This window comes from Lysinibacillus sp. FJAT-14222 (assembly GCF_001278875.1).
Lineage (GTDB): Bacteria > Bacillota > Bacilli > Bacillales_A > Planococcaceae > Lysinibacillus > Lysinibacillus agricola.
The window spans coordinates 61,358-81,399 of the sequence record NZ_LIYL01000014.1 but is presented as its reverse complement, the minus strand read 5'-3'; the positions used below and the strand labels follow the sequence as shown (position 1 = coordinate 81,399).

The 20,042-nt window shown below is 39.2% G+C and carries 22 protein-coding genes; 21 read left to right on the top strand and 1 reads right to left on the bottom strand.

The features are described 5' to 3' along the window. Positions 1-36: 36 nt before the first annotated feature. From AN161_RS06675 to AN161_RS06655, 5 genes are all read left to right on the top strand, one after another. The gene (locus AN161_RS06675; RefSeq protein ID WP_053593583.1) at positions 37-1,053 is read left to right on the top strand and encodes an NAD(P)H-dependent glycerol-3-phosphate dehydrogenase; all 1,017 of its coding nucleotides are present in this window, start codon (positions 37-39) and stop codon (positions 1,051-1,053) included. A gap of 510 nt (positions 1,054-1,563) precedes the next feature. Next, on the top strand, positions 1,564-1,773 hold the full coding sequence (locus AN161_RS06670) for a DUF2768 domain-containing protein (RefSeq protein ID WP_082339885.1): 210 nt from the start codon (positions 1,564-1,566) through the stop codon (positions 1,771-1,773). 22 nt (positions 1,774-1,795) lie between these two features. Then, a complete protein-coding gene (locus AN161_RS06665) occupies positions 1,796-2,587 on the top strand; it encodes a hypothetical protein (protein WP_053593582.1) in 792 nt (263 codons plus the stop codon). A 94-nt stretch (positions 2,588-2,681) separates the two neighbouring features. Continuing rightward, positions 2,682-4,160, top strand: a complete 1,479-nt coding sequence (spoIVA, locus tag AN161_RS06660) for a stage IV sporulation protein A (protein WP_053593581.1) — start codon at positions 2,682-2,684, stop codon at positions 4,158-4,160. Positions 4,161-4,359: 199 nt separating this feature from the next. Beyond that, positions 4,360-4,632 (top strand): HU family DNA-binding protein, encoded by a 273-nt coding sequence (locus AN161_RS06655; protein ID WP_004232618.1) that lies wholly within the window; start codon positions 4,360-4,362, stop codon positions 4,630-4,632. 292 nt (positions 4,633-4,924) lie between these two features. Here AN161_RS06655 and AN161_RS29510 read toward each other — a convergent pair whose 3' ends face one another. Further along, positions 4,925-5,101: a hypothetical protein gene (locus AN161_RS29510; RefSeq protein ID WP_158002988.1), complete on the bottom strand. Its 177-nt coding sequence runs from the start codon at positions 5,099-5,101 to the stop codon at positions 4,925-4,927. Between the two features lie 243 nt (positions 5,102-5,344). Here AN161_RS29510 and folE point away from each other — a divergent pair, with 243 nt between their 5' ends. The 16 genes from folE to AN161_RS06570 all read left to right on the top strand — a co-directional run bounded on the left by folE (position 5,345) and on the right by AN161_RS06570 (position 20,004). Next, complete coding sequence (gene folE, locus AN161_RS06645) at positions 5,345-5,914, top strand: GTP cyclohydrolase I FolE (protein WP_053593579.1); 570 nt, start codon at positions 5,345-5,347, stop codon at positions 5,912-5,914. Between the two features lie 63 nt (positions 5,915-5,977). Beyond that, the gene (gene mtrB / locus AN161_RS06640; protein ID WP_053593578.1) at positions 5,978-6,196 is read left to right on the top strand and encodes a trp RNA-binding attenuation protein MtrB; all 219 of its coding nucleotides are present in this window, start codon (positions 5,978-5,980) and stop codon (positions 6,194-6,196) included. A 129-nt stretch (positions 6,197-6,325) separates the two neighbouring features. Next, positions 6,326-7,093 (top strand): heptaprenyl diphosphate synthase component 1, encoded by a 768-nt coding sequence (locus AN161_RS06635; RefSeq protein WP_053593577.1) that lies wholly within the window; start codon positions 6,326-6,328, stop codon positions 7,091-7,093. A gap of 15 nt (positions 7,094-7,108) precedes the next feature. Further along, positions 7,109-7,813, top strand: a complete 705-nt coding sequence (locus AN161_RS06630; RefSeq protein ID WP_053593576.1) for a demethylmenaquinone methyltransferase — start codon at positions 7,109-7,111, stop codon at positions 7,811-7,813. Positions 7,814-7,832: 19 nt separating this feature from the next. Next, the gene (hepT, locus tag AN161_RS06625) at positions 7,833-8,807 is read left to right on the top strand and encodes a heptaprenyl diphosphate synthase component II (RefSeq protein WP_053593575.1); all 975 of its coding nucleotides are present in this window, start codon (positions 7,833-7,835) and stop codon (positions 8,805-8,807) included. Positions 8,808-8,894: 87 nt separating this feature from the next. After that, positions 8,895-9,311 (top strand): nucleoside-diphosphate kinase, encoded by a 417-nt coding sequence (ndk, locus tag AN161_RS06620; protein WP_053593574.1) that lies wholly within the window; start codon positions 8,895-8,897, stop codon positions 9,309-9,311. A 412-nt stretch (positions 9,312-9,723) separates the two neighbouring features. Then, on the top strand, positions 9,724-10,872 hold the full coding sequence (locus AN161_RS06615; protein WP_053593573.1) for a thiolase family protein: 1,149 nt from the start codon (positions 9,724-9,726) through the stop codon (positions 10,870-10,872). Between the two features lie 15 nt (positions 10,873-10,887). Next, the gene (locus tag AN161_RS06610) at positions 10,888-11,649 is read left to right on the top strand and encodes a 3-hydroxyacyl-CoA dehydrogenase (RefSeq protein WP_053593572.1); all 762 of its coding nucleotides are present in this window, start codon (positions 10,888-10,890) and stop codon (positions 11,647-11,649) included. 248 nt (positions 11,650-11,897) lie between these two features. Beyond that, the gene (locus AN161_RS06605) at positions 11,898-13,523 is read left to right on the top strand and encodes a long-chain fatty acid--CoA ligase (RefSeq protein WP_053593571.1); all 1,626 of its coding nucleotides are present in this window, start codon (positions 11,898-11,900) and stop codon (positions 13,521-13,523) included. 146 nt (positions 13,524-13,669) lie between these two features. Then, positions 13,670-13,900 carry a hypothetical protein gene (locus AN161_RS06600; protein ID WP_053593570.1) on the top strand — a complete coding sequence of 77 codons (231 nt, stop codon included), beginning with the start codon at positions 13,670-13,672 and terminating at the stop codon, positions 13,898-13,900. An 84-nt stretch (positions 13,901-13,984) separates the two neighbouring features. After that, positions 13,985-14,755, top strand: a complete 771-nt coding sequence (locus tag AN161_RS06595; protein WP_053593569.1) for a protein-glutamate O-methyltransferase CheR — start codon at positions 13,985-13,987, stop codon at positions 14,753-14,755. Between the two features lie 396 nt (positions 14,756-15,151). Continuing rightward, positions 15,152-16,333: a chorismate synthase gene (gene aroC, locus AN161_RS06590; protein WP_053593568.1), complete on the top strand. Its 1,182-nt coding sequence runs from the start codon at positions 15,152-15,154 to the stop codon at positions 16,331-16,333. Position 16,334: 1 nt separating this feature from the next. Further along, positions 16,335-17,426: a 3-dehydroquinate synthase gene (gene aroB / locus AN161_RS06585; protein ID WP_053593567.1), complete on the top strand. Its 1,092-nt coding sequence runs from the start codon at positions 16,335-16,337 to the stop codon at positions 17,424-17,426. Next, positions 17,423-17,791 carry a chorismate mutase gene (aroH, locus tag AN161_RS06580; protein WP_053593566.1) on the top strand — a complete coding sequence of 123 codons (369 nt, stop codon included), beginning with the start codon at positions 17,423-17,425 and terminating at the stop codon, positions 17,789-17,791. Before aroB ends, aroH begins: the two co-directional genes overlap by 4 nt. Before the next feature lie 18 nt (positions 17,792-17,809). Continuing rightward, entirely contained in the window at positions 17,810-18,910 is a 1,101-nt protein-coding gene (gene hisC / locus AN161_RS06575; protein ID WP_053593565.1) for a histidinol-phosphate transaminase, read from the top strand. Then, a complete protein-coding gene (locus tag AN161_RS06570; protein WP_053593564.1) occupies positions 18,907-20,004 on the top strand; it encodes a prephenate dehydrogenase in 1,098 nt (365 codons plus the stop codon). The genes hisC and AN161_RS06570 overlap by 4 nt, the downstream gene beginning before the upstream one ends. Positions 20,005-20,042 lie beyond the last annotated feature (38 nt).

The following is a 20,042-nucleotide window of genomic DNA, read 5'->3' as shown; positions in this document are numbered from 1 at the left end:
GGTGAATTGTCTTTTCTTAACAAGGGAGGATTTCAAATGGAAAAAGTTTGTGTATTAGGGGCAGGATCGTGGGGGACAGCACTTGCGATGGTACTTGCAGAAAATGGGCATGATACACTTCTATGGACCCATCGAAATGATCAAGCTGAAGAAATTAATAACCAGCAGACGAACAGGAAGTATTTACCTGAAACGATACTACCAGCAAATTTGCATGCAACAAGTGATATTGCTGAGGCAGTTGCTCATTCAGAGACAATCGTCGTTGCGGTGCCTACTAAGGCTATTCGAGAAGTATGTGAAAAAATGATTACATCACTCGATAAAAAAGTACTGTTCGTTCATGTATCAAAGGGAATTGAACCCGATACATTAAAACGGATTTCAGAAATTTTAGCGGAAAGTCTACCAGCTGAATATGTAGAAGAAATTGTTGTACTTTCAGGTCCAAGTCATGCAGAGGAAGTTGTTTTACATCATCCAACAACTGTAACAGCGGCTTGTGCAAACATTGAAGCTGCAGAAAAAGTGCAGGATTTATTTATGAACCAATTTTTCCGTGTCTACACAAATGAAGATGTTATCGGCGTAGAAATAGGTGGCGCGTTAAAAAACGTCATTGCGTTAGCCGCTGGTATTACAGACGGTTTAAATTATGGTGATAATGCCAAAGCGGCACTTATAACTCGAGGATTGGCTGAGATTTCACGCCTTGGTGTCAAAATGGGAGGAAATCCATTTACATTCTCTGGACTTACAGGCATGGGAGATCTAATTGTAACATGTACAAGCGTACACTCTCGTAATTGGCGCGCAGGTAATTTGCTTGGGCAAGGTATGAAATTGCCAGAGGTGCTTGATCAAATGGGCATGGTTGTCGAAGGTGTACGCACAACAAAAGCTGCCTATCAATTAGCAGAGAAATATGACGTTGCTATGCCAATTTCAACGGAGCTTTATAGTGTTCTATTTAATAATGTAGAACCAAAAATAGCTGTTGATGCATTAATGATGCGTATGAAAAAGCGAGAAATTGATGACATGATGTACTAATAATATATATTTGATTAGTTCTGTCATAAAACGGACATAAATAGGGTGTCTCAGAGTATAACTGAGACGCCTTATTGTATGTTTTTAGTTTGAAGAATCCATAACGTTATAAAGGTTGTCCATTTAACTGCTTTCAGCAAATGTCTTTTGTACCGAAAGCGAAGCGACAGATACAGAAGTCTCCTACCTCTATAGGTGGGTGATATGATGCGGATTTAAGCTACTTTTCAGCGGGTGTCCAAACACCTGCTGAAATAGAGGAACTCAGTCTAAGAACGCCACGTCCTGTGGCAACGACTGAGTGACCAACATCATGTTGGCCCAAAGCCTCCGGCGGATGTCACGGAATCGGAAAGGAGTTCTTTGTGCAAGCACAAAGCCGATTCCGGACGCAATTATGCGAGGCATAATTGATTGATAGTTATTGGAGAACTGTTTCTTTTTAGCGAAAGCACATAGTATAATATACTTTGATTGTTTTGTGACATTGAAGAAAGGTGGTTGTCTTGAATGGGTCCGTTATCACATATGCCCGCGCTTGATGTAATGTGGATATCATTTTATTGTATAGGCTCTTTGATTATATCAGTCGGTTTAATCTATTTAGCTCGTAATAAGGTTTCGAACGGTTTTTTACGTACGATCGTGAATTTATTTGCATACATACTGTTTGGACTTGGCACATTTTTAATGGTACTTATAGTTGCCACATGGCCATAAAAAATAATGAGGTGGAAGTGACATGAAAAAACTAAGTGCTTTTCTTTTGGTAATAGCAACCGCAGTGCTTCTAGTAGGTTGTGCATATCCAGAAGACGAAAAAAGGGCAAAATTAGTGCCTGATGCTGACCAATTAGCTGCAGTTCAGCGTGCGGTTGATGAATATCGTGAAGCAACTGGTGGGCTAGTTCCAATTAAAAATAGTGAGCTAGATACAGATATCTATATAAAATATTTAATTGATTTTGAAAAACTAATGCCTAAATATCTTACACAAATACCTGGAAATGCCTATGAAAAAGGCGGGATTTTCCAATATATTATTTGGGATCCTGAAAATGAAGCTAAAGTAAAATTAGTAGATTTAAATGCTGCAGAGCGTATCCGTGAAATTAATATTCGTAAAATGTCTACCCAATATTTACCGATAAAGGGTGAAACTTCAGAGAATGTATTTCAAATTAACTTTGAAGAATTGGGCTATAAAACAGATGTAACCGTGAAAAGTCCCTATTCTGGTGCCGAATTGCCAATGTTTATGACAGGTGATGGCGAGATGCATGTCGACTATTTAATTGATTTAGGTCAACTACTAAAAGAAGACAAGCCTGATGTGAAGCCTGGAGATGATATTCGTCAGCTACTTGTCGATAAATATCCAGTAGTACCAGCATATTCTGTACCATATACAGTAGATGAAAAAGGTGAGCCAATTTATTTTATGGACGCTTATAATAGTGACGCAAAAAAAGCGAGAGAAAAAGCTAGAGACAAAGCAATTCAAGAATCTGAAGCCAAAACTAAAAAAGAGTAGTCAATAAGCTCCTTACATTTGTAAGGGGCTTTTTTTCATATTAATCTACCCGCTCGCATATAGTGAAAAAGCGTAGATAAAGGAGGCAGAAACCTTGAGTGAAGCAGTATTTAGAGAAATTGCAGAGCGCACAAATGGCGATGTTTATATTGGTGTTGTCGGTCCAGTACGTGTAGGTAAATCAACATTTGTAAAAAAGGTTATGGAATCGGTCGTGTTACCGAATATTGTGGATGAAACAGAAAGAATGCGCGCACAAGACGAGTTGCCACAAAGCTCGCCGGGGCCAAACATTATGACTGCTGAGCCGAAGTTTGTGCCTGCTCAAGCAACACGTATTGCGGTCGGGGATGATGAAATGTCATTCCAAATTCGTTTAGCAGATTGCGTTGGGTATATCATTGAAGGTGCGAAAGGATATGAGGATGAAAATGGGCCGAAATATGTCCATACACCTTGGCACACAGAGCCTATCCCATTCCAAGAAGCGGCGAAAATAGGCACTGATAAAGTTATTCGTGACCATGCCAATATTGGAATTGTTGTAACAACGGATGGCACGGTGAATGGTATAAGTCGTCGTGCGGCAGAGAAGGCCGAAGAGGAAATTGTTGAACAATTAACTGAAATTGGAAAACCTTTTGTTGTTGTCTTAAATTGCCAAATGCCTGCGAGGGAAGAAACGGTACAGCTTCGAAATGAGCTATTTGAGCGCTATAATGTGCCAGTAATTGCTACTTCAATTGATCAAATGCGCGCATCCGATATTCAGTATATTTTGCAAGAAGCATTATTTGAATTTCCAATTCGAACAATTGAGGTTGAGAAACCAGATTGGTTAGATGTTTTAGATGCAACACATCCATTGAACGTAGCACTAATTGATTCGATGGAAGAAGTATTATCATCTATTATGAAAATTAGAGATGTGCAACAGGCGTCAGATGCCTTTAAAGTTATTGATTTTATTGATCAGAGTGAAGTGGTACATGTGGATGCTGGTGTTGGTACAGCAGTCATTCGAGTGTCATTGCAAGATGAGCTTTATAAGTCGGTTTGCAATGAATGGCTAGAAGAGCCAATTGAGACGAAGCGAGATTGGCTACTCTTTATTAAAGAGGCAGCAGAAGCAAAAGAGGCGCAAAAACGCTTTAAAAACGCCATTAATGAAGCAGATTCGACTGGTTATGGTGTAACACTGCCGATGATGCAGGAATTTGAGCCAACAGCACCAGAGCTCATTAAACAAAATAATTTTTATGGTGTGCGTATGAAGGCAAAGGCACCATCTTATCATATCATTCGAGTAGATATGGAATCAGAATTCGCGCCACTAATAGGCTCTGAATTCCATAGTCAACAATTACTTAAGGATTTAAATCATGCTTATTTACACGATCGTGACGCATTATGGAGCACACAGCTTTTTGGAACTCCGCTGCATGAAGTGTTAAAAGAAGGAATTCGCTATAAAATGGATGCTGTTCCATCTACAGCCAAAAAACGGATGCGACAAACAATTGAACGTATGGTGAACGAAGGTGATAGAGGATTAGTAACATTTATTTTGTAGTGAAAAAATGAAAAATAAAGCGCAAAAAAATATCACAGGGCTTTTCGTTTTTATGCGAAAAGTCCTGTTATTTTTGTTTTTTGGGTGAAAAATTGATTTTTTGGTTATAATCATGAATGAATACAGTTGCGTAGCGGTTTTCTATGTGTTAATCTTTTTACAGAATTGGTTCATGATCCTTTGAGAGGAGGTGAATGGTGTGAATAAAACAGAATTAGTAAACTCTGTTGCTGAAGCTGCAGGTCTTTCTAAAAAAGACGCTTCTAAAGCAGTTGAAGCTGTATTTGATACAATTCAAGATGCTCTTGCAAAGGGTGACAAAGTACAATTAATTGGTTTTGGTAACTTTGAAGTACGTGAACGTGCGGCTCGTAAAGGTCGTAACCCACAAACTGGTAAAGAAATCGAAATCGCTGCTAGCAAGGTACCTGCTTTCAAACCAGGTAAAGCGCTTAAAGATGCTGTAAAATAATACACGTCTAGTAGTTACATAGAGCAGTCTTCATGTTTATAACATGAAGGCTGCTCTTTTTAACTTCATTCTGAAAAGTCGCGCAGATAGCTAAAGAAGTTAATGGTACATAGAAAGATACAATAAACGTAAGTGTATGCATTATAGATATCATATGCACAATTGAGGTCCATCACTAAAAGTTAGGATATAATTTGTTTAAACTTATGCCATATATTTAGTTGATGGGAGTGGAGGTTGGGCGACTCCTTGGAGCGTAGCGAAGCGGGTAGGGGAATGAAGGCTAAAAGCATCACGTCATGTGATAACGCCTTCGTGACCAACATCCTGCTGCCGCTTCGCTTTCGCGCAAAAAAACATCTGTCGCTGCCGCTACGTTGCACTGCGCTTTCGCACAGAAAACATTTGCCGCTGCCGCTTCGCTTTTGCGCAAAAGACATCCTGCCGCTGCCGCTTCGCTTTCGCGCAAAAGACATCTGTTGCCCCGACGCCCCTAGGAAAGCGCCCAGCCGGAACGGAAATCAACCTGACGTTATGGTGATAGCCAAAATTTATAAAATATGCTCCAAATTAGAAAGCGTTAAGGGCTATTTTGCTCATATAGCGTTGAATTTCTTTTGAATCAAGTAAGTCGTTTTGCGCTTACCTTTTGGATATGCTACGATGCATAAGGAAATGTGTAATGTATTGATACGCAGGAGGGTTTTTACGGATGTCGAATGTTGATTTATTGAAAATAGAGGAAGCAGTAAAAATGATTTTAGAGGCGGTAGGTGAAGATGTAAATCGTGAAGGTTTACTCGATACACCGAAACGTGTAGCAAAAATGTATGCGGAAATGTTTAGTGGCTTACATGAAGACGCAAAAGATTATTTTAAAACAGTATTTCATGAAGATCATGAGGAATTAGTACTTGTAAAGGACATTCCGTTTTATTCGATGTGTGAGCATCATCTAGTACCTTTTTACGGGAAAGCTCATGTAGCCTACATACCAAACGATGGCATTGTTGCTGGACTAAGTAAATTAGGACGTGCAGTAGAAACCATTGCTCGTCGTCCGCAATTACAAGAGCGTATTACTTCTTCAGTAGCAAATACAATTATGGAAATGCTCTCTCCTAAAGGTGTTTATGTTGTGATTGAGGCGGAGCATATGTGCATGACTATGCGAGGACTTAAGAAGCCGGGATCTAAAACTGTGACATCGGTTGCACGTGGTATTTACGAAGAAGATGAAGTAAAACGTAGAGAAGTATTATCATTTATTCAAATGTCTTAAATTGCATGTCTAATTATGTTATGATGGACTAAGAATTTGTCGGATTTAAGGAGTGTACAGATAATGGCACAAGATTATATTATTATTCAAGCAGAGGAAGATGGCGTACATGTAATTGGTTTAACGCGAGGTACTGATACAAAGTTCCATCATTCTGAAAAATTAGATGCGGGCGAAGTTATGATTGCTCAATTTACTGAACATACATCTGCTATGAAAATTCGCGGAAAAGCACAGATTCATACAGCTCATGGTGTTATAAATAGCGAAGCTAAAAAGTAAGGGCCTATCATGTTGAATGAAGCTGAAAATTTTTATTCCGAATCGTCGCGTGTGCTATAATGACACAGTAAGCAAGCGTTAGATCATGAAAGCGACTAACGTATTTGAAAGTGAAATGGAGTAAGGTCTATGAATGCAACATACATTCAAAATTCAATTGCACAGTTAAAAACAGAGATTTTCATGGATGTTCGTCATAGAACTTTGCAAAAATACACAGGGGTACCTGTGCTCGATGAAAATCAATTATTTTACTTGTTAGTTCCCTTTTTGAATGGTGAAGAGTGGCAACAAAAGCAAAGAGAAGCTGCAATCACTGTTGGGATTGTGTACGCAGCCTTATCGGCGCACGATCATATAGAAGAATTAAATGCCACATCAAAAGAACAGCAGCTAACCGTTTTAGCTGGAGACTTTTATAGTGGCCGTTATTATGAAATTTTAGCAATGTCAGGAAATGTCGCATTGATTCGAAACTTGTCGCAAGGGATTGTGGCACGTTGTGAACACCAAATTAAAGTATATGAGACAAAAAAACGATCAATTGAACAATGGTTTGCCTCAATAAGTAATATTGAATCAGGATTAATCTCTAAATTTTTTGAGCTCTATTCATTTAGCGAATATGTTCCAATTATGGAGAAGAGCTTATTAATTTTGCGTTTAGAGAGAGAATGGGCGACATATCAACGTGGGCAAGTATCTTTAATGAGTAAAGCCCTTGAAGAAAGTGCGAGATATGCTGGAGCGACCTATAGCAACGTCATCCAGGACAAAATTGTGCAATTAAAAACAGAGCTGTTACAGATGATAGGAGATGCATCGTTTTTACAAAGTGATGTGAAACAGGCTCTACAAGCACGTGTAGAGGCATCCATTGCTTCTACTAATGGATAAGAGAGGTTTTTCAAAATGGCTAAAACGAAAGAAGAGCACGTGCACGAAGTATTTGAAAGTATTTCGCAAAGCTATGACAAAATGAATGGTGTTATTAGTTTCCAGATGCATGTTGGCTGGCGCGATGATACGATGAAGCGCATGGCAGTAAAACCTGGAGCGAAGGCACTGGATGTTTGCTGTGGTACGGCAGATTGGACAATTGCCTTAGCTGATGCGGTTGGTGAAGGCGGAGAAGTAAAGGGGCTAGACTTCAGTAAAAACATGCTGGAGGTTGGCGAGCAAAAGGTAAAGCCATATCCACAGATTGAACTAATACATGGAAATGCTATGGAATTACCTTTCCCGGACAATACATTTGATTATGTAACGATTGGTTTTGGTCTTCGCAATGTACCAGATTATTTACAAGTATTAAAGGAAATGAATCGTGTTGTAAAACCAGGTGGAATGGTTGTTTGTTTAGAAACATCTCAATCTGAAATTCCCGGCTATCGACAACTATTCCGTTTTTATTTTAAATTTATAATGCCGATATTTGGTAAAATATTTGCTAAAAGCTTTAAAGAATATTCTTGGCTACAGGAATCAGCAAATGATTTCCCAGGTATGAAGAAATTAGCGGCAATGTTTGAACAGGCAGGTTTAGAAAAAGTAACGTACAAAGCATACAGTGGCGGTGCTGCGGCAATGCATATGGGCTTTAAAAAGGTACGTTAATGGGGGAAGGTTTTCACACGTGGAAAAGATGAAGTTAAAACTACTCTATTCCGATTTGAAATCAGATATCGATATCATTGAACAAGAGTTAGAAAAAGCGGTGAACTCTTCTTCAGATCTGATCAATGATGCTTCTCTCCATTTATTGCAAGCTGGTGGTAAACGGATACGGCCAATTTTTGTGTTGCTTGGCGCGAAATTTGGCGAATATGATATCGAAAAGATGAAGGATGTAGCCGTGCCTGTAGAGCTTATTCATATGGCATCACTTGTGCATGATGATGTAATTGATGATTCCAATATGCGAAGAGGACGCCCGACAGTCAAATCACAATGGAATAATAGAGTAGCAATGTACACGGGCGATTTTATTTTTGCACGTGCACTTGAATATATTACAAAGCTTGAAGACCCATTAGTTCATCAAATTTTAGCACGTACAATGGTGGAAATTTGTAACGGTGAAGTCATTCAAATTGAAGATAAATTTAGACTAGATCAGGGTTTAAAGGATTATTTTAGACGAATCAAACGAAAAACGGCATTGCTGATTTCTTCTAGTTGTGAGCTTGGTGCAGTAGCAGCAGGCGTTGATCCCAAAACAGTGAGACATTTGAAACGCTTCGGTTACTTTGTTGGCATGAGCTTCCAAATTATCGATGATGTTTTAGATATTATGGCAACTGATAAAGAACTAGGAAAGCCAGCAGGCAGTGATTTATTGCAGGGCAATATTACATTACCGATTTTATTATTAAAAGATGACCCAGAGATGCAACCTTATTTAGTAAAAGTATTTGCAGGTACATTGACGGAAACAGAACGTCAAAATATGTTGCAGTATGTGCGTAAATCTGACGCAATTGAGCAAGCTAATAAAATGAGTGATAAATATTTGAAAAAGGCATTACAGGAAATAGATGCATTACCAAAACATCCCGTTAAGAAAAAACTACGTGATGTCGCTTTATTTATGGGCAAGCGTAAATTCTAGCTTTTTGTTGTACAAAGGCTCATTTTTTGTTAATATTTATCGGTAGGTGTAAAACCTGTTATACGAATTTAAGGAGTGTATTTAAACATGGCAATCGAACAAACTTTTTTAATGGTTAAGCCTGATGGCGTAAAACGTCAAGTAGTAGGAGACATCGTAGATCGTTTTGAACGTCGCGGTTTTGTATTGAAAGGTGCTAAATTAATGGTAATTCCTACAGAATTAGCAGAAAAGCACTATGCTGAGCATGCTGAGCGTCCATTCTTTGGTGAATTAGTTGATTTCATCACTTCTGGTCCTGTATTCGCTATGGTTTGGGAAGGCGAAAACGTAATTAAGCTTGCTCGTACAATGATGGGAGCAACTAAACCTGAAGAATCTAACCCAGGTACAATCCGTGGTGACTATGCAACAACTGTTTCTCACAACATCATTCACGGTTCTGACTCACTTGCTTCTGCTGAGCGTGAAATCGGCTTATTCTTCGGTGAAGATTTAGTTTAATTTCTATCAGCACCAATTATGCCTCGGCATAATTGATTTTGTAAATAGATTAAGCAATCTCAATTCAATTTGAGATTGCTTTTTTTATTTGTTTTGAATTGAAGCTACAGAAAGAACCTTCGAAGTGGTGGATAGATTTAATAAAGCGATGGATAGGATTATTAAGTATGGATAGCCGCTTAAAGCTACAGATAGATTCCCCGAGCTGAAAGATAGAAATGGATAGAATTTTCTAGATACATATAGAATTGTTAAATACTTCTTATTCATGTAAAATAAATGATATAATATTCTGATAATTAAAGTTTTTCAATAGTTTAATAATCGGGAATATATTTCATAACATCCAAATACACTTTAACGTGATGGATGATAGTGAATGTGAGAATTGACAGAGCAAAGGGGTTTTAAAATGAGAGAAGTAGTGATTGTTGCAGCTGTTCGTACAGCAGTTGGCAGGAGCAAAGGGGCATTAAGCAATGTTCGAGCAGATGACTTAGCGGCAGATGTGCTGCAGGAGGTTGTTCATCGAGCTGGGATTGAAAAGGAACAAGTGGAGGATGTTATTTTTGGCTGTGTGACGCAAACAGCTGAACAGGGAGCAAATATAGCCCGTACTGCATTGTTAATGGCAGGTTTTCCAGAGACTGTCCCAGGTGTGACAATTGATCGTCAATGTGGTTCAAGTCAGCAGGCTGTACATTTTGCAGCACAGGCCATTTTAGCAGGCGATATGGACATTGTTATTGCTGGTGGGGTTGAAAGCATGACGAGGGTGTCAATGGGTTCTAACATGAAGGGTGCCCATGCAGGTAAACGCTTACAAGATAACTATACAATTATACATCAAGGGTTATCAGCCGAGAAAATAGCGGAAAAATGGAACTTGTCAAAGAAACAGCTAAATAACTATGCTTACAATAGTCATAGACGAGCATTAGCTGCTATTGAGGCGAGCCATTTTAAAAAGGAAATACTACCTGTCCAAGTTACGCAAGAAGATGGCTCAGTTACAACGTTTTCTGTTGATGAAGGACCTCGGGTAGAAACGACAGTTGATAAATTAAATGGACTAAAAACTGTTTTCCAGGAAGATGGTGTGATATCAGCTGGTAATGCAAGTCAAATGAGTGATGGTGCCTCAGCAGTAGTTGTTATGTCTTTAGAAAAGGCACAGGAGCTTGGCATCCGACCGCTTGCTAAAATTGTTACAAGGGTTGTTGTTGGCTCAGATCCGACGTTAATGCTAACTGGTCCAATTGAGGCAACTAGACAAGCGCTAGAACGTTCAGGTCTTACGATAGAAGAAATTGATACGTATGAAGTGAATGAAGCTTTTGCGCCAGTACCACTTGTTTGGTTGCATGAAATTGGCGCAGATCCAAATAAATTAAATCCAGATGGAGGAGCAATTGCATTAGGGCATCCATTAGGAGCGACTGGTACAAAACTGTTAACAACGATGCTATACAGAATGGAACGGGAAAATTTACGTTATGGCTTACTTGCAATTTGTGAAGGTATGGGAATGGCGAATGCCACTATTATAGAAAAAATGTAAAAGGGGTTGTGTTTGATGAAGGAAGTAATAGCAGTAGTAACAGGAGGAGCATCTGGCTTAGGGGAGGCTACTGTTCGCAAAATTGTTGCAGAAGGTGGCAAAGCAGTAATTTTTGATCTTAATGACGAGCGAGGACATGCACTAGTGGAGGAGTTAGGGGAGAATGTCCAATATGCACGTGTTGATGTAACAAAAGAAGCTGATGTAGCGGCAGGGCTTGAGCAAGCAGTAGCAAGATTTGGGTCCATTAATGTCACCGTGAATTGTGCTGGAATTGCTGATGCAAGTAAAGTACTTTCAAAGCGAGGTGTACATGCCCTCGATTTATTTGAAAAGGTGATTTCTGTCAATTTAATTGGTACTTTCAATGTTATTCGCCTAGTAGCTGAGAAAATGCAACATAATGAGCCAAACGAGGATGGTCAGCGTGGCGTTATTATTAATACTGCATCTGTGGCAGCATTTGATGGGCAAATAGGCCAAGCAGCATATAGCGCATCAAAGGGTGGTGTGGCAGCGATGACGTTACCGATTGCCAGGGAGCTTGCTGAAATCGGTGTACGTGTTATGACTATTGCTCCAGGGTTAGTAGAAACACCAATGTTTGCATCGTTACCAGAGCCAGCAAGAACAGCGCTTGCCCAAATGACTCCGTTCCCAAAACGACTTGGTAAGCCATCAGAATATGCGCTATTGGTCGAAAGTATTATCAAAAATGGTTTGTTAAATGGTGAAGTAATCCGCTTGGACGGCGCGATTCGTATGCAGCCAAAATAAGGGTAACAAGAAGGTGCTTGACTCCTGCTAAAAAAGAAAGACCTTACAAAGGGCTAAAGGATGAGGAGGGCTAAAACCATCTTCCTGTGATTACGCCTTCATGAAGGTTTGATGTGGAACGGTGTTTGTCTGCGGATAGCGAGCCAAAAAAAAGGTTTATCAGTATATCTTGTTTCATATGTATTTGTTGGTAGCAGCAGTCAGCCTTGGACGTTTCAAAAATTTTATGAACAAAGGGGAGCGTTGTTATGAATATGATGGATACACCTTTATTATTAACAAGTTTTTTGGATCGAGCAGAACGATTTTTTCATGCGAAAAAAATATATTCGCGGACAAGCCCTACAACAATTCACGAGTTTACCTATAAAGAATATGTAAAACGGACTCGTAAATTAGCAGATGCCCTTACAAAGCTAGGGATGGAGCGAGGTATGAAGGTAGGTACCTTTGCTTGGAATCACCACCGCCATTTAGAAGCGTATTTTGCAGTCCCATGTGCAGGAGCTGTATTGCATATGATTAATATTCGATTAGCGCCTGAGCATATTGTTTATGTAATTAATCATGCAGAAGATGAAATATTACTAATTGATGATAACTTAGTTCCACTTATAGCACCGATTGTCTCACAACTTAAATCAGTAAAGCATTTTATCGTAATGGGAGATACTGTTGTGCTAGAAGACATCCCATTACCGAATGCCCTTTCTTATGAGGCATTACTCGAAGAGGCAAATGATGATTTTAGATTCCCGGATAATTTAGATGAAAATACACCTGCTGGCATGTGCTACACAAGTGCGACTACAGGAATGCCAAAGGGTGTGGTGTATACTCATCGTAGTATTGTCCTCCATACTATGGCAGCAGGAATCTCCGATAGTATTGCAATAGGTGAGGCTGATGTTTTACTACCTGTCGTACCAATGTTTCATGCGAATGCGTGGGGATTTCCGTTCGCTGGTGTATTATTTGGTGCTACACAGGTGCTTCCTGGGCCAATGTTTACACCGCAGCTATTACTTGATTTATTTGAAACATATAAGGTAACGTTGACTGCTGGAGTACCGACAATTTGGCTTGGGGTATTACAGGAGCAACGCAAAAATCCTCGTGATTTGTCTTCGATACGGTTGATTGTATGTGGTGGTTCAGCATCGCCGCTCGGTCTAGTTCGTGGCTTTGAGGAGGAGCTTAAAATTCCTTACATGACGGGCTACGGTATGACCGAGACGTCGCCACTTGTTAGCGTATCGACGTATTTAACACATATGCAAGATTATACGTTGGATGAAAAAATGGACGTTCGTATTACGCAGGGAATAACAGTGCCGCTCATTGAGACACGCGTAGTCAATGAAAATGGTGAAGTACCTTGGGATGGCAAAACAATGGGCGAATTGACAATTAGGGGCCCATGGATTGCTGCCGAGTATTATAACGATGAACGAACAAAGGAAGCCTTTAAAGATGGCTGGCTCTACACTGGTGATATTGCGGTAGTGACAGTAGATGGTTATATTAAAATTACAGATCGTACAAAGGATTTAATTAAGAGCGGTGGAGAATGGATTTCTTCAGTGGAGCTTGAAAATGCTTTAATGTCACATCCTAAAGTGTTTGAAGCTGCTGTTATAGCAATTCCACATGAAAAATGGATTGAACGACCTCTAGCATGTGTTGTACCAAAGCCTGAATTTAAGGATGCCATTACGAAATCAGAGTTATTAGATGATTTACAATCGCAATTCCATAAAACATGGATTCCTGATGATGTTGTATTTTTAGATGAGGTACCTAAAACCTCTGTAGGAAAATTCATGAAGATAAAATTGCGAGAAGATTTAAAGGATTATCGAGTTGAGGTTTAGTTGACTAGAAAGATGAAGGTGGTGACTAACTACCTTCATTTTTTTATTGAGAATAATTTAGTTAAATTGATGAAAGAATGGAAAGAAAAATGAAACTATTTTTCCATTTTGCCGTATAATCATTATTAATGAGAGGATGTGGACGTGTGTCAATTGCGGTGGTTGCGATTATTGGAGGGGTAATTATTTCTTTAGCAGGTATTTTTACGGATGCACATACAAGAAAACAAAAAATTAAATTAAAAGCTATTGAGAAGGAAGTGGAGCTAGAAAAGCTCAGATTAGAAACGTATACGGTGGAAACAGAAAAAATGCGCCTAGAATTAGAGCAGTCCAAAATGTTATTATTAGAGGAAAAGCAAAACTCAACTAAGTAACTTGGAATACATGTGAAAGACTATTTCAGGAATGACACTTTTCCGCTATAATGGAAATACGACGCTAGAGGGGAAGAAAACCGTATGTCTGATTATGAACAGTTTATAGAAGGTATTAAGCGCAAAACAGGAATAGATTTAGCATTATATAAAGAAGCGCAAATGAAAAGACGATTAACATCTCTGTATGAGAAAAAGGGATATCGTAATTTTGTGGACTTTCTAAAGGCACTTGAACAAGATCGTGATTTAATGAATGAGTTTTTAGATCGCATGACGATCAATGTTTCCGAATTTTATCGCAATGGGAAGCGCTGGGAAGTATTGCAGAAAAAAATATTTCCAAAATTACTGCAATCTAATAAGCGTTTAAAAATTTGGAGTGCTGCTTGTTCAACAGGTGAAGAACCTTATTCTTTAGTCATGGTATTATCTCAATTAGTACCATTATCTCAGATTCAAATCGTTGCTACTGATCTTGATGAGAATGTTATTCAAAAGGCGAAATTAGGTGTGTATCCAGAGCGCTCATTAGCAGAAGTGCCGAGTGATATTAAAGCCAAGTATTTTGAGCAAGAAGGTTCCTTTTATAGGGTCAAGGATGAGATTAAACGTTGTGTGACTTTTAAGAAGCAAAATTTACTTAATGACCATTACGATTCTAATTATGATTTAATTGTTTGCCGCAATGTTATGATTTATTTTACTGAAGAAGCAAAGGATCAGATTTATGCGAATTTTAGTAAAGCATTGCGCAAGGATGGGATATTATTTGTTGGATCAACGGAGCAAATCTTTAATCCATCTCGTTATGAGTTTGAAGTAGAAGATACATTTTTCTATAGACGAAAATAGTTAATAATATGAGAAAAGCATTCGTACAGTAGACAACATGAATGTCATGTACATATTTTTAAGGCTTCAGACATAGATAATCGTACGCTTTTCGCTTGTAAAAGCAAAAAGCGTATTTTTTATAAGTAAGCACTTCATTTCAGTAGTGTAGCGAATATAGGATGTCTAAATATTTTTTTACACAAATCGTTCAGAATATTCGAATTTAACAAAGCGGTGAAATGGGTTAAAAATGATGTGCTGAAAACTTTTTAGTTTATAAATTGCTAGAATAATTTAAAATTTGCAAACAATTAAAACGAGACTTAAAGACATTTGCAAAAGAACTGTTTTTTTAGAAAATATATGTTATAGTGAAAAATACATACTTTAGCGAGTTGAAGGGAGAAAGCGTTTATGCGTTACTTAACAGCGGGAGAGTCACACGGCCCCCAACTAACAACAATTATTGAGGGCTTACCGTCACTCTTACCAATTACAGCAGAAAAAATTAACCACGATTTAAAACGTCGCCAAGGAGGACATGGACGTGGTCGCCGTATGCAAATCGAAACGGATACAGTGGAAATAGTTGCCGGTGTTCGTCACGGACAAACACTTGGTTCCCCTGTAGCACTCGTAGTCACAAATGATGACTGGAAGCACTGGACAAAAATTATGGGAGCAGAGCCATTAGGAGAAGATGTAAATCCTGAAGATATCAAACGTCAAATTTCACGTCCACGTCCAGGACATGCGGATTTAGTAGGTGGCATGAAATATGGACACCGTGATTTACGTAATGTGTTAGAGCGTTCTTCAGCACGTGAGACAACTGTTCGTGTAGCAGTAGGATCTGTTGCAAAAGCGTTATTAAATGAATTAGGTATTTCCATTGTGGCACATGTAACAGAAATCGTTGGTATTAAGGCAGATACTTCCTTAGTAGAAGGGAAATCTGTAGATGAAATTCGTGCCATTGTTGAAGCAGATCCTTGCTATTGCGTTGACCCAGAGGCATCTGCAAAAATGGTAGCGGCGATTGATGAAGCGAAAAAAGCTGGTGACTCAATTGGTGGCGTTGTTGAAGTCATCGTGGAAGGAATGCCAGCTGGTGTTGGATCATATGTTCATTATGATCGTAAGCTAGATTCGAAACTAGCAGCTGCAATGCTATCTATCAATGCATTTAAAGGTGTTGAATTTGGAATTGGGTTTGAAATGGCACGCCGTAAAGGCTCTGAAGTACATGATGAAATCATTTGGTCAGAGGAAGAAGGCTATACACGTGCAACAAATCGACTTGGTGGTTTAGAAGGTGGAATGTCTACTGGAATGCCAATTGTCGTACGTGGTGTAATGAAACCAATCCCTACATTATATAAACCGTTACAAAGCGTTGATATTGAAACGAAAGAGCCGTTTAAAGCTAGTGTAGAGCGCTCGGATAGCTGTGCTGTACCAGCAGCATCAGTTGTTGCTGAGCACGTTATTGCCTGGGAAATAGCAAATGCAATATTGGAACAGTTCCATAGCGATCAATTACCTCAACTAAAAGCTCAAATCGACGAACAGCGTCGTTATACAAAGGGGTTCTAATATGCGAGTACCAGTAGCAACGAAATCGCATCAATATGAGGTTGTCCTTGGTCATAAATTTTTAGCAGAGGCAGTAAAAGCATTTGATGATAAGCTTCAAAAAGCGGATAAGCTCATTGTGTTTACGGATGCTAATGTATGGGCAGTGCAAGGAGATTATTTCAAGGCTAATTTCCCTTATCATTTTGAGGTCTTTGTCTTACCAGGTGGTGAGGCATGTAAAACCTTTGAACAATACAATGCAGCACAAACATTTTTACTTGAACAAAAATGCTCACGGAAATCATTTATTTTTGCATTCGGTGGAGGTGCTGTAGGAGATTTAACAGGCTTTGTTGCTGCCACCTATATGCGTGGGATACCGTTTATTCAAATCCCGACAACGATTTTAGCACATGACTCAGCAGTAGGCGGTAAAACAGCTATTAACCATCCACTAGGTAAGAATATGATTGGTGCGTTTTATCAACCTGAGGGAGTTATTTACGATACTGTATTTATCGAAAGTTTACCTGAGCGCGAAATACGTTCAGGAACAGCAGAAGTGATCAAGCATGCGATGATTTCTAATGCAGCGTGGTTAGAGGAATTAATGGCTGCAGAGACAGTTATTCATTTTAACACAGAAGAATTAGCGAAGCAGCTTAGAAAAGGTATTGAAGTGAAGGCGCAAATCGTAGCAGAGGACGAAACCGAGCAATCCGTGCGGAAATTTTTAAACTTAGGCCATACTTATGGGCATGCCATTGAAGCGGCTGCTGGTTATGGAAAAGTAGCGCATGGAGAGGCTGTAATGATTGGTCTCGTATATTGTTTATTATTAAGTGAACGATACGGTGAATTAGACCGTAACTTCACTACAGCATTTTTGCAATTCGCAGTGAAGAATGGCTATCCATTTGAAGCTGTGAAAGAATATACCTTTGAACAGTTAACAGAGTATTTAATGAAAGATAAAAAAGCGGAGTATGGTATTTTACAATTTGTGTTGTTGGAGAAAATTGGTAAACCTTTCGTGCAACCAATTGATTTAGCAGAGTGCAAAGAAGTAGATGCCGAATTCCGACAGCTATTAGCGGAGGTGCTTGTATGATTCGTGGACTTAGAGGAGCAATTACAATAGAATCTGACAAGCCAGAGCTTGTATGGGATGAGACAGCAAGGTTAGTACGTGAAGTAGTAGCGGCAAATAATGTGGACGTAGATGATATTACTTCCATACTTATATCCACAACGCCTGATATTACGTCAGCATTTCCGGCACGTGCTGTACGGTTAATGGACGGGTGGCAATATGTACCTGTCATGTGTACGCATGAAATGGACGTGCCGAACGCATTGCCACTTTGTATTCGTGTATTAATACATGCGAATGTGGAAGTGGCACAAAAGGACGTAAAACACTTGTATCTCAATGATGCAGTGAAATTAAGACCAGATTTAGCCCAAGCTAAATAATTAGAGGAGATGTTTGAGATGAAATGGAAACAACAATTGGACGGTATGCAAGCATATAAGCCTGGTAAACCAATTGAAGAAGTTCAACGTGAATATGGCTTACAAGAAGTCGTAAAATTAGCATCTAATGAAAACCCATTTGGGTGCTCACCTAAGATAACAGCTTATTTACAAAATAATTCAGTAAATCATGCTATCTATCCAGACGGCTATGCGCAAAATTTACGTACAGCTGTTGCAAATCATCTAGGTGTCAAAGAAACACAGCTTCTTTTTGGTAACGGCTCCGACGATATCATTGCCATTATTACTCGTGCATTGTTGTATCCAGGTGTAAACACAGTGATGGCAGATCCATCCTTCTCTCAATACTGGCACAATGCTGAAATAGAAGGCGCAGAGGTACGCAAAGTTCCTTGTATCGAAGGTGCACATGATTTAGATGCAATGGTAGAGGCAATTGATGATAATACATCGATCGTTTGGGTTTGTAGTCCAAATAATCCAACAGGTGTTGTGATACCTGATGTTGAATTACGTGTATTTTTAGCTAAAGTACCATCTGATGTGCTAGTAGTATTAGATGAAGCATATATCGAATACGTAACGCATCCTGGTCATAAAAATACGCTACCGTTAATTGACGAGTTTCCGAATATACTATTAATGCGTACATTCTCAAAAGCATATGGTCTTGCGTCTTTCCGAGTTGGTTATGCAATTGGGCAACCAGACGTGATTGCTAAACTAGATCCAGTAAGAGCGCCATTTAATAATACAATTTTAAGTCAAGCAGTTGCGACAATCGCTTTAAGTGACCAAGAATATATAAAAGCTTGCCGTGAAGTAAATGAAACAGGCAAAAAACAATATATTGAATTCTGTGAAAAACATAATTTGCAATACTACCCTTCTGATACGAACTTTATTTTCTTTAATACGAATGCTGATAGTGATGTTGTTTTCGATGAGCTGATGAAACGAGGCTTTATAATCCGTAGTGGAAATGCGTTAGGATTACCTGGATTTATCCGTGTGACAATCGGTACAGAGGCTCAAAATGAGGCATTACTAGGCCATCTTGAGAATGTCCTAAAAGAGCAAGGAGTTTTTGCATGACACGCAAAGTGCTCGTAATTGGGCTAGGCCTTATTGGAGGCTCGATTTCCTTGGCATTACAAAAGGCACCAGAAACAAAAATTATTGGCTTTGATATGGATGCAAAAACACGTGAGCATGCAAAAACGTTAAATATTGTTCATGATATTGTGACAGATCCAAAAGAAGTTGCGGCTGATGTAGATGTCATTATTTTTGGCACTCCCGTCAACGCAACACTTGAATGGATGGAACAATTAAAAACATGGCCGTTAAAAAATAAAGTAATCGTAACAGATACAGGTAGTACAAAAAAAATGATTATGCAAAAGGCTGGGGAATTACGTGAGTTAGGCATTACCTTTATTGGTGGACACCCAATGGCAGGTTCACATAAAAGTGGTGTATTAGCTGCGAAGGCCCACCTTTTTGAAAATGCGTATTATATGCTAACACCACTCGCTGGTGAAGAAATTGTCCATATGGCACAGCTTGAAAGTCTATTAAAATTTACACACGCAAAAGTTGTTAGTGTATCTGCTCGTGAGCATGATCATATGACAGCTGTAGTGAGTCACTTTCCACATGTCGTTGCTGCTTCTCTTGTGCATCAGTTGGGCGGAGAAAATGGAGAGTATCCGATGACACGTTCGCTTGCTGCAGGTGGCTTCCGTGATGTAACGCGTATTGCCTCGTCCAATCCGATTTTATGGCGAGATATTACATTACAAAATCGTGATGAGCTAATTGCACAGCTAGAAGGCTGGGAAAGCGAAATGAATCGTGTTAAGGAGCTGCTTTTAAATGGTGGCTCAGATGACATTGAAAACTATTTTGCGGTTGCCAAAGAGCTAAGGGATGAATTACCGATTAGTGCAGGAGCAATGTTCACCTCATTTGATTTATATGTTGATGTTCCTGACTATCCGGGGGTTATTTCTGAGGTGACTGGCTTGCTTGCAGACGAAGAGATTAGTATTACGAATTTACGTATCGTAGAGTCACGTGAAGATGTTTTTGGGATTCTTGTTATTAGCTTACAAAGCGAAAGTGACCGTGAACGTGCAGCAACGTGTATACAAAAGCGTGCTAATTATGAAACATATATTTCATAGGCGAAGTGCCTGTTTAAAAGAAAGCGTCGGAATTACGG